The sequence below is a fragment of the uncultured Arenimonas sp. genome (assembly GCF_963976025.1).
Lineage (GTDB): Bacteria > Pseudomonadota > Gammaproteobacteria > Xanthomonadales > Xanthomonadaceae > Arenimonas.
In genome coordinates this window covers 1-24,465 of the sequence record NZ_CAXBJS010000021.1, presented here as the reverse complement: position 1 = coordinate 24,465, position 24,465 = coordinate 1, and the positions used below count along the sequence as shown (strand labels likewise).

27 protein-coding genes are annotated in these 24,465 nt (G+C 68.4%); 8 read left to right on the top strand and 19 right to left on the bottom strand.

The window, feature by feature from the left end; genetic code table 11:
* The 19 genes from AACZ35_RS02890 to asnS form a co-directional block, all read right to left on the bottom strand.
* A partial coding sequence (locus AACZ35_RS02890) for a DUF4785 domain-containing protein (protein ID WP_339825869.1) occupies window positions 1-416 on the bottom strand: 416 nt, incomplete at its 3' end.
* A 3-nt stretch (window positions 417-419) separates the two neighbouring features.
* Window positions 420-1,274, bottom strand: coding sequence for a hypothetical protein (locus AACZ35_RS02885; RefSeq protein ID WP_339825867.1), 855 nt, complete (start codon window positions 1,272-1,274; stop codon window positions 420-422).
* Between the two features lie 225 nt (window positions 1,275-1,499).
* Entirely contained in the window at window positions 1,500-2,183 is a 684-nt protein-coding gene (locus tag AACZ35_RS02880; protein ID WP_339825865.1) for a DUF2461 domain-containing protein, read from the bottom strand.
* A complete protein-coding gene (gene sbcB / locus AACZ35_RS02875; protein WP_339825862.1) occupies window positions 2,180-3,616 on the bottom strand; it encodes an exodeoxyribonuclease I in 1,437 nt (478 codons plus the stop codon). The genes AACZ35_RS02880 and sbcB overlap by 4 nt, the downstream gene beginning before the upstream one ends.
* 24 nt (window positions 3,617-3,640) lie before the next feature.
* Entirely contained in the window at window positions 3,641-5,014 is a 1,374-nt protein-coding gene (locus AACZ35_RS02870) for an NAD(P)/FAD-dependent oxidoreductase (protein ID WP_339825859.1), read from the bottom strand.
* Between the two features lie 16 nt (window positions 5,015-5,030).
* Window positions 5,031-6,062, bottom strand: coding sequence for a GGDEF domain-containing protein (locus tag AACZ35_RS02865; protein WP_339825857.1), 1,032 nt, complete (start codon window positions 6,060-6,062; stop codon window positions 5,031-5,033).
* Window positions 6,063-6,064: 2 nt separating this feature from the next.
* Window positions 6,065-7,321 carry a kynureninase gene (kynU, locus tag AACZ35_RS02860; RefSeq protein ID WP_339825854.1) on the bottom strand — a complete coding sequence of 419 codons (1,257 nt, stop codon included), beginning with the start codon at window positions 7,319-7,321 and terminating at the stop codon, window positions 6,065-6,067.
* Complete coding sequence (locus AACZ35_RS02855; protein WP_339825852.1) at window positions 7,318-8,325, bottom strand: amidohydrolase family protein; 1,008 nt, start codon at window positions 8,323-8,325, stop codon at window positions 7,318-7,320. The genes kynU and AACZ35_RS02855 overlap by 4 nt, the downstream gene beginning before the upstream one ends.
* Before the next feature lie 54 nt (window positions 8,326-8,379).
* A complete protein-coding gene (locus AACZ35_RS02850) occupies window positions 8,380-9,339 on the bottom strand; it encodes a sodium-dependent bicarbonate transport family permease (RefSeq protein WP_339825850.1) in 960 nt (319 codons plus the stop codon).
* Between the two features lie 3 nt (window positions 9,340-9,342).
* On the bottom strand, window positions 9,343-9,867 hold the full coding sequence (locus tag AACZ35_RS02845; RefSeq protein ID WP_339825847.1) for a 3-hydroxyanthranilate 3,4-dioxygenase: 525 nt from the start codon (window positions 9,865-9,867) through the stop codon (window positions 9,343-9,345).
* Window positions 9,864-10,298 (bottom strand): RidA family protein, encoded by a 435-nt coding sequence (locus AACZ35_RS02840; RefSeq protein WP_339825844.1) that lies wholly within the window; start codon window positions 10,296-10,298, stop codon window positions 9,864-9,866. Before AACZ35_RS02840 ends, AACZ35_RS02845 begins: the two co-directional genes overlap by 4 nt.
* Window positions 10,295-10,957, bottom strand: coding sequence for a carbonate dehydratase (can, locus tag AACZ35_RS02835; RefSeq protein ID WP_339825841.1), 663 nt, complete (start codon window positions 10,955-10,957; stop codon window positions 10,295-10,297). The genes AACZ35_RS02840 and can overlap by 4 nt, the downstream gene beginning before the upstream one ends.
* A gap of 4 nt (window positions 10,958-10,961) precedes the next feature.
* Window positions 10,962-12,407 carry an aldehyde dehydrogenase gene (locus AACZ35_RS02830; RefSeq protein ID WP_339825838.1) on the bottom strand — a complete coding sequence of 482 codons (1,446 nt, stop codon included), beginning with the start codon at window positions 12,405-12,407 and terminating at the stop codon, window positions 10,962-10,964.
* A 47-nt stretch (window positions 12,408-12,454) separates the two neighbouring features.
* Entirely contained in the window at window positions 12,455-13,270 is an 816-nt protein-coding gene (gene nei / locus AACZ35_RS02825) for an endonuclease VIII (protein WP_339825835.1), read from the bottom strand.
* Between the two features lie 15 nt (window positions 13,271-13,285).
* Window positions 13,286-13,597 (bottom strand): PilZ domain-containing protein, encoded by a 312-nt coding sequence (locus AACZ35_RS02820; protein ID WP_339825832.1) that lies wholly within the window; start codon window positions 13,595-13,597, stop codon window positions 13,286-13,288.
* A gap of 10 nt (window positions 13,598-13,607) precedes the next feature.
* Window positions 13,608-14,396 carry an SDR family oxidoreductase gene (locus AACZ35_RS02815; RefSeq protein ID WP_339825829.1) on the bottom strand — a complete coding sequence of 263 codons (789 nt, stop codon included), beginning with the start codon at window positions 14,394-14,396 and terminating at the stop codon, window positions 13,608-13,610.
* Between the two features lie 18 nt (window positions 14,397-14,414).
* Complete coding sequence (locus tag AACZ35_RS02810; RefSeq protein ID WP_339825826.1) at window positions 14,415-14,759, bottom strand: hypothetical protein; 345 nt, start codon at window positions 14,757-14,759, stop codon at window positions 14,415-14,417.
* 10 nt (window positions 14,760-14,769) lie between these two features.
* Complete coding sequence (locus AACZ35_RS02805) at window positions 14,770-15,066, bottom strand: hypothetical protein (RefSeq protein WP_339825824.1); 297 nt, start codon at window positions 15,064-15,066, stop codon at window positions 14,770-14,772.
* Window positions 15,067-15,070: 4 nt separating this feature from the next.
* Window positions 15,071-16,471 carry an asparagine--tRNA ligase gene (gene asnS, locus AACZ35_RS02800; protein ID WP_339825822.1) on the bottom strand — a complete coding sequence of 467 codons (1,401 nt, stop codon included), beginning with the start codon at window positions 16,469-16,471 and terminating at the stop codon, window positions 15,071-15,073.
* Between the two features lie 123 nt (window positions 16,472-16,594).
* Here asnS and AACZ35_RS02795 point away from each other — a divergent pair, with 123 nt between their 5' ends.
* The 8 genes from AACZ35_RS02795 to AACZ35_RS02760 form a co-directional block, all read left to right on the top strand.
* Window positions 16,595-16,936 (top strand): iron-sulfur cluster assembly accessory protein, encoded by a 342-nt coding sequence (locus AACZ35_RS02795; protein ID WP_339825819.1) that lies wholly within the window; start codon window positions 16,595-16,597, stop codon window positions 16,934-16,936.
* Between the two features lie 164 nt (window positions 16,937-17,100).
* Window positions 17,101-17,514: a 30S ribosomal protein S6 gene (rpsF, locus tag AACZ35_RS02790; RefSeq protein WP_339825817.1), complete on the top strand. Its 414-nt coding sequence runs from the start codon at window positions 17,101-17,103 to the stop codon at window positions 17,512-17,514.
* A gap of 11 nt (window positions 17,515-17,525) precedes the next feature.
* Window positions 17,526-17,756 (top strand): 30S ribosomal protein S18, encoded by a 231-nt coding sequence (gene rpsR / locus AACZ35_RS02785; RefSeq protein ID WP_034220475.1) that lies wholly within the window; start codon window positions 17,526-17,528, stop codon window positions 17,754-17,756.
* A gap of 61 nt (window positions 17,757-17,817) precedes the next feature.
* Complete coding sequence (rplI, locus tag AACZ35_RS02780; RefSeq protein ID WP_339825807.1) at window positions 17,818-18,267, top strand: 50S ribosomal protein L9; 450 nt, start codon at window positions 17,818-17,820, stop codon at window positions 18,265-18,267.
* Between the two features lie 213 nt (window positions 18,268-18,480).
* A complete protein-coding gene (dnaB, locus tag AACZ35_RS02775; protein ID WP_339825804.1) occupies window positions 18,481-21,351 on the top strand; it encodes a replicative DNA helicase in 2,871 nt (956 codons plus the stop codon).
* A gap of 25 nt (window positions 21,352-21,376) precedes the next feature.
* Window positions 21,377-22,522 (top strand): alanine racemase, encoded by a 1,146-nt coding sequence (alr, locus tag AACZ35_RS02770; RefSeq protein ID WP_339825802.1) that lies wholly within the window; start codon window positions 21,377-21,379, stop codon window positions 22,520-22,522.
* Between the two features lie 45 nt (window positions 22,523-22,567).
* Window positions 22,568-24,139, top strand: coding sequence for a cryptochrome/photolyase family protein (locus AACZ35_RS02765; RefSeq protein ID WP_339825799.1), 1,572 nt, complete (start codon window positions 22,568-22,570; stop codon window positions 24,137-24,139).
* A 32-nt stretch (window positions 24,140-24,171) separates the two neighbouring features.
* The coding region (locus AACZ35_RS02760; protein WP_339825796.1) for an SDR family NAD(P)-dependent oxidoreductase at window positions 24,172-24,465 on the top strand (294 nt) is incomplete at its 3' end.

The following is a 24,465-nucleotide window of genomic DNA, read 5'->3' as shown; positions in this document are numbered from 1 at the left end:
TGCTCGGTGGTCGCCAGGCGCTTGAAGGCCGAAGCCGGCAGCGGCTGGCCGTTGCGCAGCAGGCGGACTTCACCCGGGTCCACCGCACCGGACTTGGCGCGGATTTCCGGGCTGATGCGCACCAGCGCGCCCGGGGCCGTGGTGGTCAGCGGGAAGCCGGACTTGAGCTGGCTCCCATCCACCGCCGCCCAGTACTCGCGGCTCTGGGCCAGATGCGGCGCCTGGGTACTCAGTTCGGCGGCCGGGTCCATGGCCCAGGCCACGGCCACCGGCTGGCGTTCGAAGTCGCCCTTGGGCAGCGGCGCGGCGATGAGCTGCGAGGGCTGCTGGTCGGCGGCGCCGGGCGGCAGCAGGGTGCCGGCCTGGGCCGAGGAGAAGGCGAGGGTGACAAGGCAGGCAATAAGGGTCTTTTTCATGGCTCAGGCCCCCATGTCCGAACGAAGGATGGTGTCGAGCCCGAAGCAGGCCCGGCGGCTTTGGTTGTGCGAAAGCGGTTCGCGGCCGCGCATGCGCGCCTTGTCCTGGAACCAGACGCTGCCGGCGGCGGACTGGCTCGAGCACTCGAGGAAGCCGTCGGAACACGAGTTCAGCCAGTTCTGCGTGGTTTCCAGACCGACGTTTTCGGCGTAACCACCGCAGTAGCTGTCAGGGTCCCAGATGGCCGAATCGACATCGGTGCCCACGACGCTGCGGAAGGCCTTGGGCAGGGCCGGGCGGCCGCTGGTGCCGTACAGCCAGCTGCTGTTGTAGCTGGCCATCCAGCTGGTCTGCTGCATGCGCACGGCGTCGTTCTGGTAACCGAGCAGCCAGCCCAGCACGCCCTCGAACACGTTGCCGTTGATCACCGCGTTGGCCAGCGGCGTGCCGGCCGAAGACGGCGCCAGGGCATTCACGCGCACGGTCTTGCTGATGATGTTCGGGTAGCGGCTGTCCCAGGTCGGGTTGGACAGGATCCAGCGCATGACGTTGCCGCCGTTGCTGTGGGTGATGACGATCAGCCGGGTGATGCCGCGGCTGTTGATGAAGCTGTCGAGCTGGCCCGCCAGGCAGCCGGCCGCCGCGTTGTCCCACATGTACTTGGTGAAGTCGCAGTTGATCACCACGTAGTTGGCGGAATTGGGCAGGCCGCCGCGCACGTTGTTGACGAAGGTGGACGTCCAGTAGTCGGCGGTGGCGTTGGTTTGTTTGCCCGTGCCATGCACGAAGGCGACGCCGGTGTTTGCGTTGCACACGCTCGAAAGTGCCGCCAAGGCGGCGAAGATTAGATAGCGCACGATCCCTCCCCAGGAATTCGATGCGAAACGTGGTGTCCCCGTCCCTGCGTAACCGCGTCCGGTGGAATCCGGTGCTCCCCTGCGCCGGCGTATGGAGGCCCACCCTACGGCTAAATCCGTGACGGTCAACACATTTCGATGCTGCAATGCGGCAGCGTATGGCGCTTGGGGGCGTCTCAGGTACAGCTGTGCTTACCCCGTATGGAAAACGGTAGCCTTTCGCTGTCAGAACTCAAGCTCGAGCGCCGCGCACAGGTAATCGACCAGCGGCACCACGCCCTTGAAGCCCGAAACCACGGCCTGGCGCAGGCGCGGGCCCAGCACGACCTCGTCGTCGAGGGCATAACCGGCGGTGAAGTCCTTGCGCTTGAGGTCGTCGATAAGCGGGTGCTCGGCCGGGAAGCCGCGCGGCGGCCGCACCAGGGTGTCGCCCCACATTTCGTAGCGGCGCCGGAAGGCCGGGCTGCGCACGGCCCGGGTCCAGCCGGAGGGGTTGTCGACCAGGAACTCGCGGATCTTGCGCTGCACGTCGGGTTCGGGATGCCAGATGCCGCCGCCCAGGAAACTGTTGCCGGGCTGGATGTGCAGGTAGAACGAAGGGGCGGGCACCTGCTTGCTGCGGGCATGGAAAAAGCGCGCGCCGCCCCAGGTCTTGTAGGGCGTCTTGTCGTTGGAAAAGCGGGTGTCGCGATGGATGCGGAACAGCGAACCGCCGTTGCCGCGCGGGTCGGCGCGGTAATGCGGGCTGATCGCCAGCAGGTCGGGTTCGAGGTCGGTGATCAGCCGCTGGAACGGGCCCTTGAGGTGGGCCTCGTAGTCCTTGCGGTGCTCTTCGAACCAGGGCCGGCTGTTGTTGCGCGCCAGCGCCCGCAGGAACTTGAAGGTCTTTTCGCTGAAGTAGGTGCTCATGCCAGGGACCGCTGGATGTCGTGGCCCCAGGTTTCCAGGGCGTCGAGCCAGGCCTGCTTCGGGCCCGGCGGGTTGTCGGCACGCAGTGTGGCGATGGCGGCGTAATAGGAAGTGAAGTCGTATTCGCTCAGGCTGTCGCCGCCGCCCAGGCGCGTGCGGCGGTACAGGTCCCAGCGCTCGTGCTCACCGGCATCGAGGCTGTCGGGCCAGTTGCGCGCGCGGTAGCGGAACAGCAGCTCGCCGTAGCGCGGGTCGGTGAACTGCCCGGCCAGCGCCGCCAGGCCCGCCGGCGGCGTGCTGCGAACCTTCGGGAACAGGCGTTTGTCGCCTTCGGCCGGGAAGCCGTCGTAGAGCGCGGCATCGGCATCGGCGGGTTCGCGCGCGGCTTCCACCGCGAAGGCCCGGCGCACGCGTTCGCCCAGGCCCGGCGCGGCGCGCAGGGTGTCGGCGTGGGCCAGGCTGGCGGCCCGGTCGATGCCCAGGCGTTCGAAGTCGGCCTCGCGCAGGTGCGCCAGCGGCAGCAGCACCGGGCATTTGTTGGTGTGCACTTCCTTGAGCGGGATGCGGTGTTCGCCCTCAGGCAGGTCGGCTTCGCGCACGAACAGGCGTTCGGCGATGTCCTCGGGCGGCATGTCCAGCCAGCGCGTGGGGTCTTCGTCCAGGCCGGCGACGATCACCCGCGATTCGATGCGCGGGTGCCTGGCGATCGGCGCGACCAGCGCCGCGCAGTGCCGGCTGGCTGGGTAGCGCGAGGAAATGTGCAGCAGCGGCGTCATGTTGGCCACGTCCAGCAGGCCGCCGACCTGGCGTTTGTTGCGCAGCGAAAACGCGTAGTCCCACAGCCGCGGCTGCGCGGCCTTGAAGCGGCGGGCCAGGCCGATCAGCGCGCGCACATCGCTCAGGGCTTCGTGGGCATCACCTTCGCGCACGCCGTTGGCTTCGGCCAGGTGCTCGAGCTTGAAGCTTGGCGCGCCATCCTCGCGTTTCGGCCATTCCAGGCCCTCCGGGCGCAGCGCTTCGGCCAGGCGCAGCACGTCGAGCAGGTCCCAGCGCGAATTGCCGTTGCGCCATTCGCGTTCGTAGGGGTCGTGGAAATTCCGGTACAGGCCGAAGCGCACGAACTCGTCGTCGAAGCGGATCGAGTTGTAGCCCACGGCGCAGGTGCCGGGCTGGGCGAATTCCTCGTGCAGCCGGGCCATGAACTCGGCCTCGCGCAGGCCGTCGGCCAGCGCCTGCTGCGGCGTGATGCCGGTGATCATCGTCGCTTCGGGCGAGGGCAGCAGGTCGTTCGCCGGCTGGCAGAACAGGCTGATCGGCTCGCCGACCGGATTCAGGTCGGCGTCCGTTCGCTGCGCCGCGAACTGCGCGATGCGCGTGCGCCGCGGGTCGCGGCCGAAGGTTTCCAGGTCGTACCAGAGGAAGGAACTGGCCACGGGATCAGCCGCCGTGCCCGGGTTTCACGCGGGCACCGCCGGCAGGGGCGGCAGGCGGGCGTGCACCAGCGCATCGGCGGCGGCCAGGTCCACGTCCTCGAGCGTGGTGCAGCCGCGCGTGGCTTCGACCAGGATTTCGCGCTGCAGCTTGCCGCGCTCGAAGGCGGTGGCATAAGGCACGCAGGTGAAGCTGACCATCGAATAACGCGGCACGAAGTGGCCCGGGTGCCGGCGCGCCAGCACCTGTTCGAGCGCGCGCTGGAGCAGGTAATCGTCGTCGTCGACGCGGTCGCGCATTTCGACGTAGTTCTCCAGCGCCATGGCCTGGATGGCTTCGGCGTTGGGCCGGCGCTCGGCCTCGAAGCCGGCGAAGGCGGTTTCGAAATCCGGCGCGGCCGCGAGGTGGCGGTCCAGCGCCAGGCAGTCTTCGAAGGCGCAGTTCATGCCCTGGCCGTGGAAAGGCACCATGGCATGGGCGGCGTCGCCCAGCAGGACCGCGCGGCCGTTGAGTCGCCAGCAGCCCAGGTGCAGCGTACCCAGGCCGCTGACCGGGTTGTTGGTCCAGTCGGCATCGAAGTCCGGCAGCAGCGGCAGCGCGTCGGCGAAATCGCGCTCGAAGAAGGCGCGCGCCGCGGCCAGGTCGGGCAGGGCATCAAAACTGCGTTCGCCCTTCATCGGCAGGAACAGCGTGACGGTGAAGGTCTGTTCGGTATTGGGCAGGGCGATGCACATGTAGTCGCCGCGCGGCCAGATGTGCAGGGCGTTGGGCTCGATGCGGAAGCCGCCATCGGCCGCTGGCGGGATTTCGAGCTCTTTGTAACCATGCAGCAGCGGCTCGAAACGTTCGCCCAGCGCCACGTGCGGGCGCATGGCCTCGCGCAGGCCGGAACCGGCGCCGTCGGCGCCCAGCAAGGCCTCGAAGGGCTGCGGCTGCGCGGTGCGGTCGTGGTCGTTGACGAACAGGGCCACGCGCCGGCCGAAGTCCACGCTGTCCAGGCGCTGGCTGAAGTGGATGCGCGCCCCGGCCGCTTCGGCGGCGTCGAGCAGGGCGATGTTGAGCCGGCCGCGGTGCACCGACCAGATGACCTCACTGTCGTCCAGGCCGTAGCGCTGCAGCATCGGCTCAGCGCCGTCCAGCGGGTGCACCATGCGGCCGCGCATCATCACCGCCTGCGCCATCACCGCGTCCTGCAGCCCGGCCTGGCGCAGGGCGTGCAGGCCACGTTCGGCCAGGGCCAGGTTGATCGAGCGGCCGCCTTCGTACCCACGCCGGCGCGGGTCCGGTCGTTTTTCGTAGACATCCACCGACCAGCCGCGCCGGGCGAGCAGGGTGGCCAGCAGGGCGCCGGCCAGTCCGGCGCCGACGAGGGTCAGTTTTCGATCAGGGGATGGATTCACGATGTGCCTTGTCGGGTCATGGGCCGGCCGGGGAATTTTCAGCGGCGGGATGGCTGATTATGCAGTTTCGGCCGGCACGCTTGGCCTGGTAGAGCGCCTGGTCGGCGTGATCGAGCGATTCCAGCGCCGTGCCTTCCCCCTCGCGCCATTGGGCCAGGCCAATGCTGACGGTGACGCTGACGCCGTCGGTGCTGGTTTCGGCCACCGCCTGCCGGAGCCGCTCGGCCACCCTCTCTCCCTCGCCATCGCGGGCATTGGGAAGCAGCACCGCGAACTCCTCGCCGCCATAGCGGAACAGCAGGGAACCTTCGCGCAGTACCCCGGCCAGGGTCATGGCGGTGTGGGTGATGATGCGGTCACCGGCAAGGTGTCCAAGCCGGTCGTTGACCGACTTGAACTCGTCCAGGTCGATCAGCAGGATCGTGCAGCTGCTTGCGCCCAGGCGGCCGCTTTGCAGCTTTTCCATGGTTTCGTTGAACCTGCGGCGGTTCAGGCACCGGGTCAGCGCATCGTGGTTGGACTGGTGGCGCAGCATGCGCGCCGCCTTTTCCTGGAGCAGGGCGTAGGTGTACATGAAACACACCACCAGCCCATACGCACTCGAGAAGCGCACCACATCGACGGCCGGGGCGTTGGCCGAAAGCATGAGCGCCGCATAGACGCCAAAGGCGAGCATGGCGACCAGGGCAGGCCCTGCGCGAAGCAGGAAGGCGACCACGGGCGGGAAGATGTAGGCCCAATGCTGCATGCTCCGGTCGAAGACCATGCCATAGGCCATCACGCCGACGAGGATGGTGGCCATCGTGATGAAGAACACGGTGGCGCCCTTGTCCTTGGGCAGCCGCAGCAGCACGATGACGCAGCCCAGGCAGATGCAGAGCACCGCCCAGGAAAGCAGCGCGGTGTCGATCGTGCTCAGCCGCGTGTTGATGACGCCCAGGGTGGCCATCACCAGCGAGATAAGCAGTGCCAGCACGAGCGCGACCCGCCATCGCAGCTCTTCCCTGACCTTGGGAAAAGCCTCGCGACGCGGATCGCCAAGGTCCACGGCTAGTGCCCGCCCTCGCTCCAGGCGCCGACAGCCGAGGTGAAACGCTGGACGTCGGCGAAGGTGTTGTACAGCGGCACCGGCGAGATGCGGATGACGTCGGGTTCGCGCCAGTCGCCGACGATGCCCTGGGCGACGAGGTAGTCGAACAGGGCGCGGCCCCGGTCGCGGCCACCGCGCACGCGCAGCGAAAGCTGGCAGCCGCGGCGTTCCGGCTGCGCCGGCGTGACGATTTCCAGCACGTTCGCCAGCCGCGCCAGCACCTGGGCTTCCAGGTAGGCGGTGAGCTTTTCCGACTTGGCGCGCAGCGCCGGCAGCCCGGCCCGGGAGAACAGCTCCAGCGACACCCGCAGCGGCGCCAGCGCCAGGATCGGCGGGTTGCTCAGCTGCCAGCCGTCGGCGCCGGGGGTGGGCTGGAACTGCGGCCCCATCTTGAATCGGCTGGCCTGGTCGTGGCCCCACCAGCCGGCGAAACGCGGACGGTCGCTGTTGGCGTGGCGTTCGTGCACGAAGGCGCCGGAAACCGCCCCCGGCCCCGAATTCAGGTACTTGTAGCTGCACCAGGCGGCGAAATCGGCGCCGCTGTCGTGCAGGGCCAGCGGCAGGTTGCCGGCCGCGTGCGCCAGGTCGAAGCCGACCACGCAGCCCTTGGCATGCGCCAGGCGGGTGATTTCCTTCAGGTCAAAGGCCTGGCCGGTGCGGTACTGCACGCCCGGCCACATCACCAGGGCGATGCGGTGGCCGTGTTCGTCCAGCGCACGCTCGATGGCCGCCATCGAAATGGTGCCGTTGGCTTCGTCGGGCTGGACCTCGATGACGTCGGTCGCCGGATCGAAGCCATGGAAGCGCACCTGCGAGGCCATCGCGTACTGGTCGGACGGGAATGCACCGGCTTCCATCAGGATGGCCGGGCGCTGCGCCGTCGGCCGGTAGAAGCTGACCATCAGCAGGTGCAGGTTGGCGGTGAGCGAATTCATCGCCACCACTTCCGACGGTTCGGCGCCGGCGATGCGGGCCAGGCCGTCGCGCACTTCGCTGTGGTAGGGCATCCAGGGATGTTTGCCGTGGAAATGGGCCTCGACGTCGAGTTCCTGCAGCAGGGCCTCGCGCACGCCGCGCGGCTGCAGTCCCAGCGAATTGCCGCAGAAATAGGCCTGCTCGCCGTCGCCGTGGCGGGGGATCAGGAACTGGCTGCGGAAATCGGCCAGGGCATCGTCGGCATCCAGGCGTTCGGCAGGGATCGTATGCAGCTCGCTCATTCGAACCTCGAGCGCGGCAGGCCCAGCCATTCCAGCGCGGTGCCGTGGTAAAGGCGCGCCTGGTCGGTTTCGTTGAGGCCCAGGTTGGCGATGCCGGCACCCGGCTCCTGTTCGCCCAGCGGGAAGGGGTAGTCGGTGCCCAGCATCACCCGCGGCACGCCGACGGTGTCGAGCAGGTAACGCAGCGCGCGGTCGTCGGCCACCCAGGAATCGAAGTACAAGCGCGGCAGGTAGCTGCGCGGATTGTGCGGGTTGTCGGTGGCGACCAGGTCCGGGCGCATGTTGAAGCCGTGTTCGATGCGGCCGATGGTGTAGGGGAAGCTGCCGCCGCCGTGGGCCAGGCAGATCTTCAGGCGCGGGAAACGCTCGAGCACGCCGCCGAAGATCAGTGCGCAGGCGGCGCGGCTTTGTTCGGCCGGCATGCCCACCAGCCAGGGCATCCAGTATTTGGGCATGGATTCGGTGCCCATCATGTCCCAGGGATGCACCAGGATCGCCGCGCCCAGGTCCTGCGCCGCTTCGAAGAAGGGCTGCAGTTCGGCGTCGGCGAGGTTCCAGTCGTTGATGTGCGAACCGATCTGCACGCCCTGCAGGTCCAGCTGGTCCATGCAGCGCTCGAGCTCCTGTATGGCCAGGCGCGGCGACTGCAGCGGCACGGTGCCGATGCCGGCGCAGTGTTTGCGGTGGTCGCGGCAGGCTTCGGCCATGTGGTCGTTCAGGGCCTGGTGCAGCTCCAGCGCGTGCTGGGCCTTGGCCCAGTAGCTGAACATCACCGGCACCGTGCTCAGCACCTGCACCTGCACGCCGAAACGCGCGTAGTCGGCGATGCGTTCGGCCGGGTCCCAGGTCTTGGACCAGATTTCCCGGAAGAACTTGCCGTCCTTGTAGATGCGGGCGCGGCCGTCTTCGTGGTGGATCACCGGGAAGCGGACGTCGCCGTACTTCTCGGCCAGGTTCGGCCAGGTTTTGGGCAGGTAGTGGGCGTGGCTGTCGATCTTTAGCATGGGCGCGATTCTAGCCGCTTTGGCCCCCGGCCCGGTCCGGGGCCGGCGCAGGGCTCAGGTGGCCATCCAGCCGGAAAAGGCGGCGTAAAGGGGAATGCCCAGGGCGAGATTGAAGGGGAAGGTGAGGCCCAGCGCCGCGGTGATGCAGCGGCCGGCATCGGCCTCGGGCAGCGAGGCGCGCACCGATGCCGGTGCGGCAATGTAGGAGGCGCTGGCGAGCATGGCCCCGAACACCGTGGCGCCGTCCGGCCCCAGGCCGATCGCGTGCCCGATCGCCACGCCGGCCAGGCCATGCGCCACCGGCAGCACGGTGGCATACACCAGCAGGCGGCCGAAGCCGCGCCCGAGCTGGCGCAGCTGGCCGGCGGCCACCAGGCCCATGTCGAGCATGAACAGCATCAGCATGCCCTGGAACAGCTGGAAGTACATGGCATCCACGGCCTGCACGCCGGCCTTGCCGGCGATGGCGCCGATGGCCAGGCCGCCGAGCAGCAGCATCGAGGTGCGCCCGGTCAGCACTTCGCGCACCTGTTCCCAGTTCGGTCGCCCGCCGCCGCGCGCCAGGCCGATGCCGACCAGGATGGCCGGAATCTCCAGTGCCACCACCAGGGCCACCAATACCTCGACCGGTTGGCCGCCGGTGCGTTCGACGAACTGCTGGGCGGCGATGAAGGTGACGGCCGACACCGAACCGTAGTGGGCTGCGATCGCACCGGCCTGCAGCGGCACGTCCCGCAGCCAGGCACGCGCCAGGAAATAGGCCGACGTGGCCGTGGCCAGGCCGGCCAGGATGGTTACTCCCAGAAGCAGCCACAGGTCGTCGGGCGGGTCCTGGCGCAGGGCCACGCCGCCTTTGAGGCCGATGGCCAGCAGCAGGAAGATCGACAGGTAGGCCTGGATGGCCGGCGGAATGTCCAGGTCGCTGCGGATGCTGCGCGCGACCACGCCCAGGGCGAAGGCCAGCACGACCGGTGAAAGCAGGTTGGCCGTGAATAGATCCAGCTCGAAGGGCATGGTTCAGCTCGCGTCGTACTTGGCGGGTGCCGGGTTGAGATGCCCACAGTCCGCGCAGGTGCGGTGCCCGGTCGAGGAGTAGAAGCGGTCGAAAATCGCCTGGAACTGGGTCTCGATGTTCTCGAGCTCGAAATATTCCGAGAACAGCGGGTGGTTGCACTTCTCGCAGTACCACAGCAGGCCGTCCTTCTCGCCGGCGCGGCGCTTGCGTTCGATCACCAGGCCGACGCCGCCGGCCATGCGCTGCGGCGAATGCGGCACCTTCGGCGGCAGGTAGAAGACCTCGCCGGCCTTGATCGGAATGTCGCGCACCTTGCCGTCTTCCTGGATCTTCAGGACCATCTCGCCTTCGATCTGGTGGAAGAACTCCGGGCCTTCTTCGATGTGGTAGTCGGTGCGCTGGTTGGGCCCGCCGACGATCATCACGATGAAGTCGCCGTCGACGATGCACTTGTTGCCCACCGGCGGCTTGAGCAGGTGCCGGTGTTGATCGATCCACTGCTGCAGGTTGAAGGCGTTGGCAATCATCGGTGCGACTCCGGGTAGGCCGCCACGCACTTGAGCTCGATCGCGATCGGCGTGGGCAGGGCGCTGATGCCCAGCGTGGTGCGGCAGGGCGCCTTGTTGATGTCGGGGAAATATTCCGCCCAGACGCCGTTGTAGGCCTGGAAATCCCGGCTCATGTCGGTCAGGTAGACGGTGACGTCCACCAGCCATTCCCAGCGGCAGTGGCTGGCTTCGAGCACCGCCCGCACGTTGGCGAAGACCGAATGGCACTGGGTGACGATGTCGTATTCGCGCAGGCGGCCGCCGGCGTCGTAGACATTGCCGGGGATGGCGTTGCTGCCGGGCGTGCGCGGGCCGATGCCCGACAGGAACAGCAGCTGGCCGACCCGGCGCGCATGCGGGTAGGCGCCGACCGGGTTGGGTGCGGTGTCGGTGCGGAAGATGTCGCTCATGCTTCGTCCTTGAGGCGGCCGCGGATGTGTTTCATGGCCAGGGCATAGGCTTCGGGCAGTTCCTGCGGGTCGTCCACGCCCATGCCCAGCTCGCGCACGCGGCCGTCGAGCAGCGAATAGACCCAGCCGTGCACGCTCACCTTCTGGCCGCGGGCCCAGGCGTCCATGACGATGGTGGTTTCGCAGACGTTGACCACCTGCTCGACCACGTTCAGTTCGCACAGGCGGGCGTGGCGCAGGGATTCGAGGTCGACCTCGGCCAGCAGTGCCTCGTGCTTGCGGGCGACGTCGCCGACGTGGCGCAGCCAGTTGTCGGCCAGGCCGACGCGGGTGCCGGTGAGCGCGGCGTGCACGCCGCCGCAGCCGTAGTGGCCGACCACCAGGATGTGTTCGACCTTCAGCACGTCCACCGCGAACTGGATGGTGCTCAGGCAGTTGAGGTCGGTATGCACCACGACATTGGCGATATTGCGGTGCACGAAGACTTCGCCGGGCATCAGGCCGGTGATCTGGTTGGCCGGCACGCGCGAATCCGAACAACCGATCCACAGGTACCTGGGTGCCTGCAGCCCGGACAGGCGCTTGAAGAACTGCGGGTCTTCGGCCCGCACCTTCTCGGCCCATTCCCGGTTCTTGTCCAGCAGTTCCTTCAGCGGCATTGCTTCATCCCAGGTCGATGGTGACGTTCTTGGCTTCGGTGAAGAAGCGCATGGCTTCCCAGCCGCCTTCGCGGCCGATGCCCGATTGTTTGACGCCGCCGAAGGGCGTGCGCAGGTCCCGGTTCATCCAGGTGTTCACCCACACCACGCCGGCCTCGATGGCCGCGGCCAGGCGGTGGGCGCGGCGCAGGTCGGCGGTCCAGATGCTCGCGGAAAGGCCGTAGGGCGCAGCGTTGGCCAGGGCCAGGGCTTGATCGTCGGTGTCGAAGGGCTGCAGGGTGAGCACCGGCCCGAAGATTTCTTCGGTGTTGCTGCGGCAGGCCGGCCCCAGGCCTTCGATGATCGTTGGCGCGATGAACCAGCCATCGGCGCAGCGACCTTCCGGCCGCACCGGTTCGCCGCCGCAGAGCACGCGGCCGCCTTCGGCGCGGGCGAGTTCGATGCAGCCCATCACCTTTTCGAAGTGCGCCTTGGACACTACCGGGCCGACCTGGGTGGCGGCGTCGGCGGGGTCGCCGACCACCATGGCCCGCGCCCGCGCCACCAGCTCGTCGCGGAAGCTGTCGTAGATGCTTGCTTCGACCAGCAGGCGCGAACCACACAGGCAGATCTGCCCGGAATTGAGGAAAGCCGAACGCTGCACGGTGTCGAGCAGTTTTTCCCGGGGTGCATCGGCGAAGACCAGGGTCGGGTTCTTGCCGCCCAGTTCCAGCGACACTTTTTTCAGCGAGCGTGCACAGCTCTCCGCGATGCGCGTGCCGACCGCGGTGCTGCCGGTGAAGCTGACGGCCTTGATGTCCGGGTGGTCGACCAGGGCCTGGCCGACGTCGGCGCCGCGGCCCTGCACGATATTGAGCACGCCGGCCGGGAAACCGATCTCGCGCGCCAGTTCGCCCAGCATCCAGGCGGTGACCGGCGTCACTTCCGACGGCTTGCCGACCACGCAGTTGCCCGCGGCCAGGGCCGGCGCGAACTTCCAGGTGAACAGGTACAGCGGCAGGTTCCAGGGACTGATGCAGGCCACCACGCCCAGCGGCTGGCGCAGGGTGTAATTGACCACGCCCGGGCCGGCGTGGGATTCGCTGGCGAACTGGGTGGCGGCGGCGGCAAAAAAGCGCAGGTTGCTGGCGGCGCGCGGGATGTCCAGGCTGCGCGCCAGCGCGAGCGGCTTGCCGACGTCGCGGGACTCGGCGGCGGCGAAATCCTCGAGCCTCGCTTCCAGCGCATCGGCCAGGCGGTTCATCCAGGCGGCACGTTCGGCCGCGGGCAGCGCCGACCAGGCCGGGAAGGCGGCGCGGGCGGCCGCCACCGCGGCGTCCACGTCGTGCGCGGTGCCGGCGGGGCACTGGGCGTAAACGTTGCCGGTGGCGGGCTCGAATACCTCCAGCCAGCCGCCATCGGAGGCGGACCGGGCGTCACCGCCGATCAGGTGGCTCAGTCGCAGGCTCATGCCGGCAAGCTTACCCGGCCATGCCGCCGTACGGACAGGTTAAGAGCCTAGGCCTGGCAGTGACGACACCAGTAAAGGCGCCGGCTGCCCAGCTCCTGGCGCACGACCACGTCGCCGCAGCGCGGGCAGGGCTCGCCTTCGCGGTCGAAGACCTGGAAGCGGAAACCCACGGGCGTATCGGTGAGGTAGTCACTTTTCATGCCCGAGGCCGCCTCGATGCCGCGGGTGCGGTAGCTGGCGCGCGGCACGTCGAGCAGGGCCTTGGCCAGGCGCTTTCGTTCGGCGGCGCTGAGTTCCGATGGCCGCCGTTCGGGCGCGATGCCGGCCGTGAACAGCACTTCCGAGCGCAGGTAATTGCCCATGCCGGCCAGGAAACCCTGGTCGAGCAGCAGCGCCACCAGCGAACGCCCCGCGAAACGTGGGTCCTGCAGGCGTTTGCCGACGGTGGCGGCGGTGAGCGAACCATCGAGCACGTCAGGTCCCAGCTTGGCCAGGAAGGGGTGGCGCGCCAGCTCCGCGGTTTTCCACATGGCCACGTCGGAGGCCGAATACAGCAGGATCGCGCGCTCGTCCGTTTCCAGCGCCACCCGCAGCGAACGTGCGCCTTCGGCCGGGCGCTCGCCGGCGGCGGCGATTTTCCAGACGCCGTAGAGCTGGTTGTGCGAGTAAAGGCTGAGGCCGTGGTCGAAATGGGTCAGCAGGGCCTTGCCGTGCGGCTCGATCGCGGTGATCGTGCGGCCCACCAGGGTCTTGTGGTGGCGCTTGAGCTCGGGGAAGTGGAACCAGGCGGCGGCCAGGGGACGGCCGACCACGGCCTCGGCGAGGCGGTCGGCGGCGCGGCGGATCTCGGGACCTTCAGGCATGCCGCCAGCCTGGCCTCACGCGCGTGCAGGCGGCGTCGTGGCCTCGGCCCGCACCGGCGGCACCTGCTGCGGATCGTGGTATTCGAAACCAAGCAGGCTTTCCTGGACGCGGGCAACGCGGGCGCCGACCAGCACCGCCGGTCCGGGCTCGTCGAAAAACACCAGCTGCACGACCTCGGCCACCTGCAGGGAGCAGCCTTCGGGCCGGAACAGGCCGCAGCCGCCTTCGGAGAGGTCCACGACTTCGCCCAGCCAGGCTTCTTCGTCGCGCACCACCATTACCCGGGCGGCGTAGGGCACGCGGGGATTGAAACGATGGTCGTTCATCGGGCCGGCCTCACAGCGATTTCGTGCGGCCGCCGTCGACGGGCAGGTTGATGCCGTTGACGTAGCCGGCCGCCGGCGAAGCGAGGAAGGCGATGGCCGCAGCCACCTCCGCGGGTTCGGCGAAGCGCCCGGCCGGCACGGTGGCCAGCATGCCCTTGGCGATGTCTTCCTCGGACTTGCCGGTGGCGCGGGCGCGTTCGGCCAGGATCTGGTCCAGGCGCTGGGTGCGCGTGTAGCCGGGCAGCACGTTGTTGACCGTGATGCCGAAGGGGCCGAGCTCCGTGGCCAGGGTCTTGGCCCAGCTGGCCACCGCGCCACGCACGGTGTTGGACACGCCGAGGTTGGCGATGGGCTCCTTCACCGAGGTCGAGATGACGTTGACGATGCGGCCCCAGCCGGCGGCCTTCATGCCCGGCAGCACGGCCTGCACCAGCACCTGGCCAGCGACAAGATGCTGGCGGAAGACGTCCAGGTAGGCCTGCGGGTCGGCCGCGTGCGCCGGACCGCCCGGCGGGCCGGCGGTGTTGTTGAGCAGCACCTGCACCGGCCGGCTTCCACACAGCGCGGCGACCTGCGCGGCCAGGCCCGCGGTGTCGCCGGCGTCGGCGGTCACGAAACCGTGGCGCTGCGACTCATGCACGCGGGGCAGGCCGGCGGCGACTTCGGACAGCCGGCCCGGGCGCCGGGCCAGCACGGTCACGTCGGCGCCGCGTTCGGCCAGCGCGGTGGCGGCCGCCAGGCCGATACCTTCCGAGCCTCCACATACCAGGGCGTGTCGCCCGGCCAGGTCCTTGTGCATCGGTACTCCTTGTTATTCCTACCAATCCTGCCCCGACAGCGGGGTCTTTATCGGCTGCATCATGCGCTCGCGCAGCTCGTCGTCGCTTTCGGCCCGCGGCGGTTCGATTTCTTCCAGGTCCAGGCCCCAGGCTTCGGCGTCTTCCTCGTCCATGCCGGCGAACTCGCGGAATTCGGCGTCCATCAGCATGGATCGGGCCACGTCCTCGCTTTCATAGATGTTGATGCGGCCATCGCAGTCGAAAACTTCGGCGACGCCGCTTTCAAGCACGCGCAGACGGGACCAGACCAGCATGCGGGGCAGGGCGGCCAGCCACCATTGGTCGTTGTCGCGGTTGCGGTCACTTTCGCTTTCGTCGTTCATGGGGCAATCCTTATTGCAGTGCGATCAGCAGCAGCACGCCGGCGCTGCCGATCAGGGCCAGCCAGCCGCTGCCGGCGGCGATGCCGCCGAAGAAGTTCAGGGACGGGTCGGCGTGGATGCGATGTTTCCAGCGCATCAGCCACCAGCTGTAGCCCCAGCCGCCGTCCTGGGTGTCGGGTGCGAAGGCGTAGGCCCTGTCCAGCTGCTGGCGGAAGGCCAGCACCCGGAAGCCGAAATGTGCCGGCGCCGCGGAGCCGGCCAGGCCCAGCATCAGGAAGATAAGCAGTGAACCGGCGCCCGTCTGCATGGGTTCAGAAGGTCGCCAGGCCCGGCGCGCGCGGGTAGGGGATGGCGTCGCGGATGTTGGCCAGGCCGCAGGTGTAGACCACCAGGCGCTCGAAGCCCAGGCCAAAACCGGCGTGCGGCACGCTGCCGTAGCGGCGGAAATCGCGGTACCAGCCGTAGTGCTCGCCATCGAGGCCGAACTGCGCCATGCGCTTGTCCAGCACGTCCAGGCGTTCTTCGCGCTGGCTGCCGCCGATGATCTCGCCGATGCCCGGCGCCAGCACGTCCATGGCCGCGACGGTCTTGCCATCGTCGTTGAGGCGCATGTAGAAGGCCTTGATCTGCTCGGGGTAGTTCATCACCACCACCGGCCGGCCCACGTGAACTTCGGTGAGCCAGCGCTCGTGTTCGGTCTGCAGGTCCAGGCCCCATTCGACCGGGTAGTCGAACTTGTGGCCAGAGTCCTGCAGCAACTTCACCGCCTCGGTGTAGTCGATGCGCTCGAAGGGCGAGTCGATGAAGTTCTCCAGGCGCGTCACGGCGTCCTTCTGTACGCGTTCGGCGATGAAGGCCATGTCGTCGGCGCGTTCGGCCAGCACGGCTTCGAACAGATACTTGAGGAAGGCTTCGGCCAGGTCGGCGTTGGCTACCAGGTCGGCGAAGGCGATCTCCGGTTCGATCATCCAGAACTCGGCGAGATGCCGGGTGGTGTGGCTGTTTTCGGCGCGGAAGGTCGGGCCGAAGGTGTAGACCTTGCTCAGCGCCAGGCAGTAGGCCTCGACGTTGAGCTGGCCGGACACGGTAAGGAAGGTTTCCTTGCCGAAGAAATCCTTGGAGAAGTCCACGTTGCCCTTGCCGTCGCGCGGCAGGTTGGCCATGTCCAGGGTGGAGACGCGGAACATCTGGCCGGCGCCTTCGGCGTCGGAGGTGGTGATGATCGGCGTGCTGATCCAGTAGAAACCCTGCTCGTGGAAGAAGCGGTGCACCGCCTGTGCCAGGCAATGGCGGATGCGGGTGACGGCGCCGAACAGGTTGGTGCGCGGGCGCAGGTGCGCGACCTCGCGCAGGAACTCCAGCGAATGCGCCTTGGGCTGGATGGGGTAGGTTTCCGGGTCTTCGACCCAGCCGACCACTTCGATCGCGCTGGCCTGGATCTCGAAACCCTGGCCCTGGCCCTGGGAGGGCACCAGGGTGCCGGTGGCGATGACCGAACAGCCCGCGCTGAGCCGGCGGACCTCGTCTTCGTAATTGGCCAGGGTGGCCGGGGCCACCACCTGGATGGGCGCGAAGCAGCTGCCGTCGCTGACGTTGACGAAACTCAGCCCCGCCTTGGAGTCGCGCCGGGTGCGAACCCAGCCGCGGACCGTGACTTCCCCGCCCGCGGTGACTTCCCCGCCGAGCGCCTGCTGGACGCTGACCACTGCCATGCCTTGATTCCCTGCCCCTGCGGGCCCATCTGGTTAAGTGCGCAAGGATACCCGCAGGCGCGCCCCGGCGCAGCGGCGTTATACTTGCCGCTGCCTCGCCCCCGACTAAGCACGGACCCCGCCATGGCCATCACGCTCACCCCCGCCGCCGCCGACCGCATCCGCAGCTACCAGGCCCAGACCCCGGGCACGCTGGGCCTGCGCTTTGGCGTGCGCAAGTCCGGCTGCACCGGTTTCGCCTACGTGGTGGACATGGCCGACGCCGCCGGTCCCGACGACACGGTCTTTGAAACCGACGGCGTGGCGGTCTACGTCGACGCCCACAGCCTGCCCCAGGTGGACGGCACCGAGATCGACTTCGTCAGCCAGGGCCTGAACCAGCAGTTCGTCTTCCGCAACCCCAACGTCGAGGACGCCTGCGGCTGCGGCGAGTCCTTCAGCACCAAGGCCGATCGCGCCGCCTGAGCGGCCTCCAGCCCCTAAGTGCCTGAACTTGCGCGGGAAACCCTGCGTAGTGCATAATGCGCGGCTCCCCATTCCGGGGAGACCTTGCTCCACGGCGGATGGCCACCCATCCCGGCCGGGGGCTGCCAGGCCGAATCCTCGGCCGCATCCACAAGGAAACAACAATGCGCCATTACGAAGTCGTCTTCATGGTCCATCCGGACCAGAGCGAGCAGGTGCCGGCCATGATCGAGCGCTACAAGTCGCTGATCGAGGGCGGTGAAGGCAAGATCCACCGTCTCGAAGACTGGGGTCGCCGCCAGCTCGCCTACGCCATCGACAACCTGGTCAAGGCCCACTACGTGCTCATGAACATCGAGTGCGGCAAGAACGAGCTGACCGAACTGGTCGACGGCTTCCGCTTCAACGACGCCGTGCTTCGCCACATGATCCTCGCCCGCGACGAAGCGGTCACCGAGCAGTCCCTGATCATGAAGAGCAAGGACGAGAAGACCGAGCGCCGCCCGCGCCGTGAGGACGACGAGTCCGGCGACCGTGGCGACAACGACAACCGCAATTCCAACGCCGACGCGGCCTGAAGGAGAAAGTCATGAGCAAGTTCTTCCGCCGCCGCAAGTTCTGCAAGTTCACCGCCGAAGGTGTCAAGGAGATCGACTACAAGGATCTCAACACCCTGCGCCAGTACCTGACCGAGAACGGCAAGATCGTGCCGAGCCGCATCACCGGCACCAAGGCCAAGTACCAGCGCCAGCTGCAGACCGCGATCAAGCGCGCCCGCGAGCTGGCCCTGATCCCGTACACCGACAACCACCAGAACTGATCCTGACGGACAGCCTTAGTTGCGGGGCCCCGCGCCCCGCTAACGTTACGGAGTTAAAAAAATGGAACTGATCCTCCTGCAGAAGGTCGTCAACCTCGGCGGCCTCGGCGACAAGGTCAAGGTCAAGCCGGGTTTCGGCCGCAACTACCTGATCCCCTACGGCAAGGCCGTGCCGGCGACCGCCGACAACGTGGCCCAGTTCGAAGCCAAGCGCGCCGAATACGAAGCCAAGGCCAATGCCCACCTGGCTGACGCCGAAGCCCGCAAGGCCAAGCTCGAGGGCGCGACGGTGACCATCGCCGCCAACGCCTCGACCGAAGGCAAGCTGTTCGGTTCGGTCGGCCCGCGCGAAATCGCCGAGGCCTTCACCGCCGCCGGCTTCCCGCTGGAAAAGAACGAAGTGGTGCTGGGCGAAGGCCCGCTGCGCCGCACCGGCGAGTTCGACATCGAAGTGCGCATGCACGCCGACGTCGGCACCACCGTCAAGGTGGTCGTCGAAGCCGAAGCCTGATTCCAGGCCACAGGCGATTCACGACGGGCGCCCCAGGGCGCCCGTTGTTTTTGGTGCCTCCCGCGGGTCGCAGCCCGTGAGACAGGGGTGGCGTAGAGAGATGCCCACCGGTTATGCACAGGGTTATGCCTAACGCTCGCGGGGCCGGGGCCTTAGGATGACCGACCCGGCCCCTGCCGGCCCCGCCACGTCGCATCCAAGAACAAGGCGATCATGTCCGCACGTCCCGAATCCTTCCGCACCGACGCCAAGATCGACGCCCTTCGCCTGCCGCCCCAGTCGGTCGAGGCCGAACAGGCCGTGCTGGGCGGGCTCATGCTGGCCCCCGATTCGCTCGACCGCGTCGGCGACTTCCTTACCGAACACGACTTCTACCGGCGCGACCACCGGCTCATCTACCGCGCCATCCGCGAGCTGAGCGAAAAGAACAAACCCTTCGACGCGGTCACCCTGGGCGAGTGGTTCGAGTCCAATTCGCTCAGCGAACAGATCGGCGGCACCGGTTACCTGATCGAACTGGCCAGCACCACGCCCTCGGCCGCCAACATCCGCGCCTACGCCGAAATCGTGCGCGAGAAGGCCGTGCTGCGGCAGCTGATCGAGGCCGGCACCGAAATCGTCAACGACGGCTTCCAGCCCGAGGGCCGCGACAGCCAGGAAGTGCTGTCGGCCGCCGAGATGCGGGTGTTCAAGATCGCCGAGCAGGGCCGCCGCGGCCGCGCCGACTTCGTCAGCCTGCGCGACGCCATGAAGGACGCCTTCCAGGTCCTGCAGGAACGCTACGAAAACCAGGGCAACGTCACCGGCCTGCCCACCGGGTTCGCCGACCTCGACGAACTCACCGCCGGCCTGCAGCCGTCCGACCTGATCATCCTGGCGGCCAGGCCGGCGATGGGAAAATGCCTCAGCGCCGATGCAGAAATCGTACTTGCCGATGGCTCGGTGGCCACGATCCAGGACATCTGCACGCGACGCGACGGTGAACTGGCCACGCTCGGGGACGACCTGCGCCTGGCCTGGACCCACCCGTCCGACTTCGTTGACGACGGCATCAAGCCCACGTTCGAGGTGAGCACCCGGCTCGGTCGCCGCGTGGAGGCGACCGCACCGCACCCGTTCCTGACGCTCGATGGCTGGAAGCCCCTGCTGGAGCTGCGCGAAGGCGACTTCGTCGCGGTGCCACGCCGGTTGCCGGTGTTTGGCACCGAAGCGATGCGTGGCTGTGAAATCAGCCTGCTGGCCTACCTGATCGGCGACGGTGGCCTGACCGGCAGCGTTCCGCGCTTCACCAATTCCAATCCCTTGATCGTCGATGACTTTGTCTCTGCCGTCGCGGCTTTTGGCGGTGTGCAGGCCAATCCCGTCACCGACTCGGGCAGGACGCCCAGCTGGTCGATCGCCGCTGATGCGGCGGCGGTTGGCCAGAACCGGCAGCAATTCGCCGCCGTCCTGGACGCGGCCCTTTCCCGGCATGCGCTGCCGGCGCGCGCCGTGGCGGCGGCCGTGGGCGTCAGTCCCTCATCCCTCACGCACTGGCGCCAAGGCCGCACGATGCCGGCCGCGGCGCCGCTTGGCCGGCTGTGCGAAATCCTGGCGATCGAACCAACGCTGCCGGATGGCCAGGACCTGGCCTCGGCCCGGCGCAATACGCCCAACCCGGTCACCCGCTGGCTTCGCGACCTGGGCCTGATGGGCAAGGACGCCAGCGCCAAGCAGGTTCCGGACGCCGTTTTCAGGCTGCCGCGCGCCCAGCTGGCCCTGTTCCTCAACCGCCTGTTCGCCACCGACGGCTGGGCCACGGTGCTGGCCAGCGGCCAGGCCCAGGTGGGTTATGCCTCGGTGTCCGAGCGCCTGGCCCGCCAGATCCAGCACCTGCTGCTGCGCTTTGGCGTCGTCGCGAAACTGCGCCAGCGCTGGGTCAAATACCGCGAGTCGCGGCGCCCGGCCTGGCAGCTCGACATCACCGATGCCGACTCCCTGCGGGTCTTCTGCACCGAGATCGGCATCCACGGCAAACAGCCCGCCGTCGGCGCGGTGATGCAGGCCCTGGCCGAACGCGGCGCGCACAGCAACGTCGATTCGGTCCCGCCGGCGGCCTGGGCCTTGGTGGAGCGCGCCAAGGGCAGCATGTCCTGGGCCGAACTGGCCCGCCGCTGCGGCTTCAACGCCACGAACATGCACGTCGGCAAGCGCGGGATTTCCCGATCGCGGCTGGCACGCATGGCCATGGTGCTCGACGACCCCAAGCTTGCCGCGCTGGCCTCCAGCGATGTGGTCTGGGACCGCATCGAATCGATCCGCTGCACCGGCATGCAGCAGGTTTACGACCTGACGGTTCCCGGCACCCATAATTTCATCGCCAACGATGTCTGCGTGCACAACACCACGCTGGCCCTGAACATCGCCGAATTCGCCGCGCTCAAGACCAAGAAGGCGGTGGCGGTGTATTCGATGGAAATGTCCTCCTCGCAGCTGGCCTTCCGCCTTATTTCCTCGATCGGGCGCATCAACGCCACGCGCTTGCGCACCGGCCAGCTCGAGGACGAAGACTGGTCGCGGGTGAACATGGCCATCAAGATGCTGTCGGAGGTGAAGGTCTTCATCGACGACACCCCGGCGCTGTCGCCCGACGTGCTGCGTTCCAAGGCCCGCCGCATCAAGCGCGAACACGACCTGGGACTTATCGTCGTCGACTACCTGCAGCTGATGCAGGTGCCCGGCACCGGCGAGAACCGCACCAACGAAATCTCCGAGATCTCGCGCTCGCTCAAGGCCCTGGCCAAGGAACTGAACGTGCCGGTGGTGGCGCTGTCGCAGCTCAACCGCGGCCTGGAGTCGCGCACCGACAAACGTCCGGTCATGGCCGACCTGCGTGAATCAGGCGCCATCGAGCAGGACGCCGACATCATCATGTTCATCTACCGCGACGAGTACTACCACAAGGACTCGGGCGACAAGGGCCTGGCCGAGGTCATCATCGCCAAGCAGCGTTCCGGCCCCACCGGCACCATCAAGCTCAAGTTCTTCGGCGAGTACACCCGCTTCGACAACCTGGCCCGGGACGGCGTCGGCAGCTTCGAATAGGCCGGCGCCGGGCTAGAATCCCGGCATGGACCCCGCCACCCACCGCGACGACGTCTTCGGCCAGCGACCCACGCGCATCCGCGTGGACCTGGACGCGATCTCGCACAACCTGCGCGCCCTGGCCGCCCACGCCGGCGTGCCGGTGATGCCGATCATCAAGGCCAATGCCTACGGCCATGGCCTGGCCCGCGTGGGCCTGCACCTGCAGGCGCAGGGGGCCGGGCAGCTGGGCGTGGCCTTCCTTGAGGAGGGCATCGCGCTGCGGCGCGCCGGGGTGACGCTGCCGATCCTGGTGATGGGCGGCATCTTCGGTCCGCAGGCGGCCACGGTGATCGCCAACGACCTCGAAGTCACCGTGTCTTCGATCGACAAGCTGCGCCAGGTCGAGGTCGCGGCCGAATCCCTGGGCCGGCGTGCCACCGTGCACCTGAAGATCGACACCGGCATGGAGCGCATCGGCGTTCACAGCTACCACGCCGGGCCCTTCATCGAAGCGGCGCTGGCCTCGCGCTGGTGCGACATCAAGGGCATCTATTCGCACCTGGCCTGCGCCGACGATCCGGACTCGCCGGCGACGGCGCGCCAGCTCGAACGTTTCCTCGGCGCCTGCGCCCACTTCGAACGGGTCGGCGCGCCCATGCCGCTGCGCCACCTGGCCAACTCCGGCGGCGTGCTGCATTTCCCGGAAACCCACCTGGACATGGTCCGGCCCGGCATCGCGCTGTTCGGCGTGCTGCCCGACGCCGCCTCCCGGCCCACGGTGGACCTGCGGCCGGCGATGTCGCTGGTGTCCCAGGTCGTGTACTTCAAGGTGGTGCCGGCCGGCGACCCGGTCAGCTACGGCGGCACCTGGGCGCCCGCGACCGACACCCGGGTGGTGACGGTGCCGATCGGCTACGGCGACGGTTTCCCGCGGGCGCTGTCCTCGCGCGGGCAGGTGCTGGTGCGCGGCCAGCGCCATGCCATCGTCGGGCGCATCTGCATGGACCAGTTCATGGTGGATATCGGCCCCGCCGGCACCGCCTACAACGAAGACGAAGTGGTGCTGATCGGTCAGCAGGGCGACCAGGCCATCCGCTGCGAAGACGTGGCCCTGGCCGCGGGCACGATTCCCTACGAGATCCTGGTGGGCCTGAACGGCCGCATCCCGCGCGAATACAGCGGCGGCTGAGCCGTCTTGCCGCCGCCTGCACGGCGCCGGCCCGACACTGCGCGGATGTCAGAGCCCCTGCGCCACCTGGTGCTGGTCCTGGGTGACCAGCTCGACCGCGATTCCGCGGTTTTTGATGACTTCGACCCGGCCACGGACGCGGTGTGGATGGCCGAGGTCGACCACGAAGCCACCCAGGTCTGGTCGGGCAAGCCGCGCATCGCGCTGTTCCTGGCCGCGATGCGGCGCTTTCGCGATCAACTTCGTGCGCGCGGCTGGACCGTGCACTACCGCGCCCTGGGCGAACACGACGCCGCCAGCCTCGACGAGGCCCTGGCGGCCGACCTGGCGCGCCTGCGTCCACGCAAGCTGATGGCCGTGCGCCCCGGCGAATGGCGGCTGGCGCAGTCGCTGCCGGCGGTATGCACGACCGCGGGCACCACCTGGGTCGAGGTTCCCGATCGCCATTTCTACTGCGACGGCGACGACTTCGCCCAATGGGCCAAGGGCCGGCGCGAATACCGCATGGAGCACTTCTACCGCTGGCTGCGCCGGCGCGAAGACGTGCTGCTTGAAAACGGCGAACCGGCCGGCGGCCGCTGGAACTTCGACGCCGCCAACCGCGGCCGCTTCGACCGGCGCGGCCCGGGCTGGCTGCCGGCACCGCGCTCCTTCGCGCCCGATCAGCAGACCCGCGAGGTGCTGGCCCTGGTCGAAGCCCGCTTCACCGGGCACCCCGGCAAGCTCGACGGCTTCGACTGGCCGCTGGACCCGACCCAGGCCCGCGAAGCCCTGGCTGATTTCATCGCCCACCGGCTGCCGCTGTTCGGCCGCTACCAGGACGCGATGTGGGCCGGCGAACCCTGGCTCTACCATTCGCGGCTTTCCGCGGCGATGAACCTGAAGCTGATCGGGCCGCGCGAGGTCGTCGCGGCGGTGGAGGCCGCCTGGCGCGACGGGCAGGTGCCGATCGAAGCCGCCGAAGGGTTCATCCGGCAGGTGCTGGGCTGGCGCGAATTCGTGCGCGGCGTGTACTGGCTGCGCATGCCGGGTTTCCTGGAGCAGAACACGCTGGCCGCCGACCAGCCGTTGCCGGCCTTCTACTGGACCGGCGACACCGACATGGCCTGCCTGCGCGATTCGCTGCGGCATACGCTGGACCTGGGCTACGGCCACCACATCGAACGCCTGATGGTGCTGGGCCTGTTCGCGCTGCTGCTGGGCGTGCGCCCGAAGCAGGTGCACGAATGGTTCCTGGCCGTGTACGTGGACGCCGTGGAGTGGGTGGAGCTGCCCAACGTGCTGGGCATGGCCCTGTACGCCGACGGCGGCCGCATGGTCAGCAAGCCCTATGCGGCCTCGGGCAAATACATCCAGCGCATGTCCAACCACTGCAGCGGCTGCCGCTTCCGCCCGGATGAAGCCACCGGCGAAACGGCGTGTCCGTTCACCACGCTGTACTGGGATTTCCTGGTCCGCCACCGCGAACGATTTGAACGGCACCCGCGCACGGCCCTGCAGTGGTCGCACCTGGGCCGGCGGCCGGCCGGGGAACTCGAGGCGGTGCAGGCGCAGGCGTCCGCATTGCGGGACCGCCTGGCCACCGGTTCACGGCCGCAACACGGGGACGGCGGCTAGGCTGTAGGCAATCTCCTGAAGCGGAAAACACCATGCCCACCTGTCTGATCACCGGCGCCACCGGCGGCGTCGCCACCGCCCTGGCCGGCCGCCTGCGCGCAGCCGGCTGGCGCCTGGCCCTGGTCACCCGCCAGCCCGAAAAGCTGCAGCCCGACGAAGCCGACCTGGTCATCGAAGCCGACGTGTCCACCGCCGCCGGCGCCGACCACGCGCTGGCCGCCGCCGAAGGCGCCTTCGGTGCGCCGCCGACGGCCCTGGCGCACTGCGCCGGCGCGGTGGTGCTGGGTTCGCTGCCGCGCACCACCGAGGCGATGTACCGCGACTGC

Coding starts and splice junctions, on each gene's coding strand:
- AACZ35_RS02880 (WP_339825865.1), bottom strand. CDS start 2,183: ATGAGCACCTACTTCAGCGAAAAGACCTTCAAGTTCCTGCGGGCGCTG.
- kynU (WP_339825854.1), bottom strand. CDS start 7,321: ATGAGCGAGCTGCATACGATCCCTGCCGAACGCCTGGATGCCGACGAT.
- AACZ35_RS02855 (WP_339825852.1), bottom strand. CDS start 8,325: ATGCTAAAGATCGACAGCCACGCCCACTACCTGCCCAAAACCTGGCCG.
- AACZ35_RS02850 (WP_339825850.1), bottom strand. CDS start 9,339: ATGCCCTTCGAGCTGGATCTATTCACGGCCAACCTGCTTTCACCGGTC.
- AACZ35_RS02845 (WP_339825847.1), bottom strand. CDS start 9,867: ATGATTGCCAACGCCTTCAACCTGCAGCAGTGGATCGATCAACACCGG.
- AACZ35_RS02840 (WP_339825844.1), bottom strand. CDS start 10,298: ATGAGCGACATCTTCCGCACCGACACCGCACCCAACCCGGTCGGCGCC.
- can (WP_339825841.1), bottom strand. CDS start 10,957: ATGCCGCTGAAGGAACTGCTGGACAAGAACCGGGAATGGGCCGAGAAG.
- AACZ35_RS02830 (WP_339825838.1), bottom strand. CDS start 12,407: ATGAGCCTGCGACTGAGCCACCTGATCGGCGGTGACGCCCGGTCCGCC.
- nei (WP_339825835.1), bottom strand. CDS start 13,270: ATGCCTGAAGGTCCCGAGATCCGCCGCGCCGCCGACCGCCTCGCCGAG.
- AACZ35_RS02820 (WP_339825832.1), bottom strand. CDS start 13,597: ATGAACGACCATCGTTTCAATCCCCGCGTGCCCTACGCCGCCCGGGTA.
- AACZ35_RS02815 (WP_339825829.1), bottom strand. CDS start 14,396: ATGCACAAGGACCTGGCCGGGCGACACGCCCTGGTATGTGGAGGCTCG.
- AACZ35_RS02810 (WP_339825826.1), bottom strand. CDS start 14,759: ATGAACGACGAAAGCGAAAGTGACCGCAACCGCGACAACGACCAATGG.
- AACZ35_RS02805 (WP_339825824.1), bottom strand. CDS start 15,066: ATGCAGACGGGCGCCGGTTCACTGCTTATCTTCCTGATGCTGGGCCTG.
- asnS (WP_339825822.1), bottom strand. CDS start 16,471: ATGGCAGTGGTCAGCGTCCAGCAGGCGCTCGGCGGGGAAGTCACCGCG.
- AACZ35_RS02795 (WP_339825819.1), top strand. CDS start 16,595: ATGGCCATCACGCTCACCCCCGCCGCCGCCGACCGCATCCGCAGCTAC.
- rpsF (WP_339825817.1), top strand. CDS start 17,101: ATGCGCCATTACGAAGTCGTCTTCATGGTCCATCCGGACCAGAGCGAG.
- rpsR (WP_034220475.1), top strand. CDS start 17,526: ATGAGCAAGTTCTTCCGCCGCCGCAAGTTCTGCAAGTTCACCGCCGAA.
- rplI (WP_339825807.1), top strand. CDS start 17,818: ATGGAACTGATCCTCCTGCAGAAGGTCGTCAACCTCGGCGGCCTCGGC.
- dnaB (WP_339825804.1), top strand. CDS start 18,481: ATGTCCGCACGTCCCGAATCCTTCCGCACCGACGCCAAGATCGACGCC.
- alr (WP_339825802.1), top strand. CDS start 21,377: ATGGACCCCGCCACCCACCGCGACGACGTCTTCGGCCAGCGACCCACG.
- AACZ35_RS02765 (WP_339825799.1), top strand. CDS start 22,568: ATGTCAGAGCCCCTGCGCCACCTGGTGCTGGTCCTGGGTGACCAGCTC.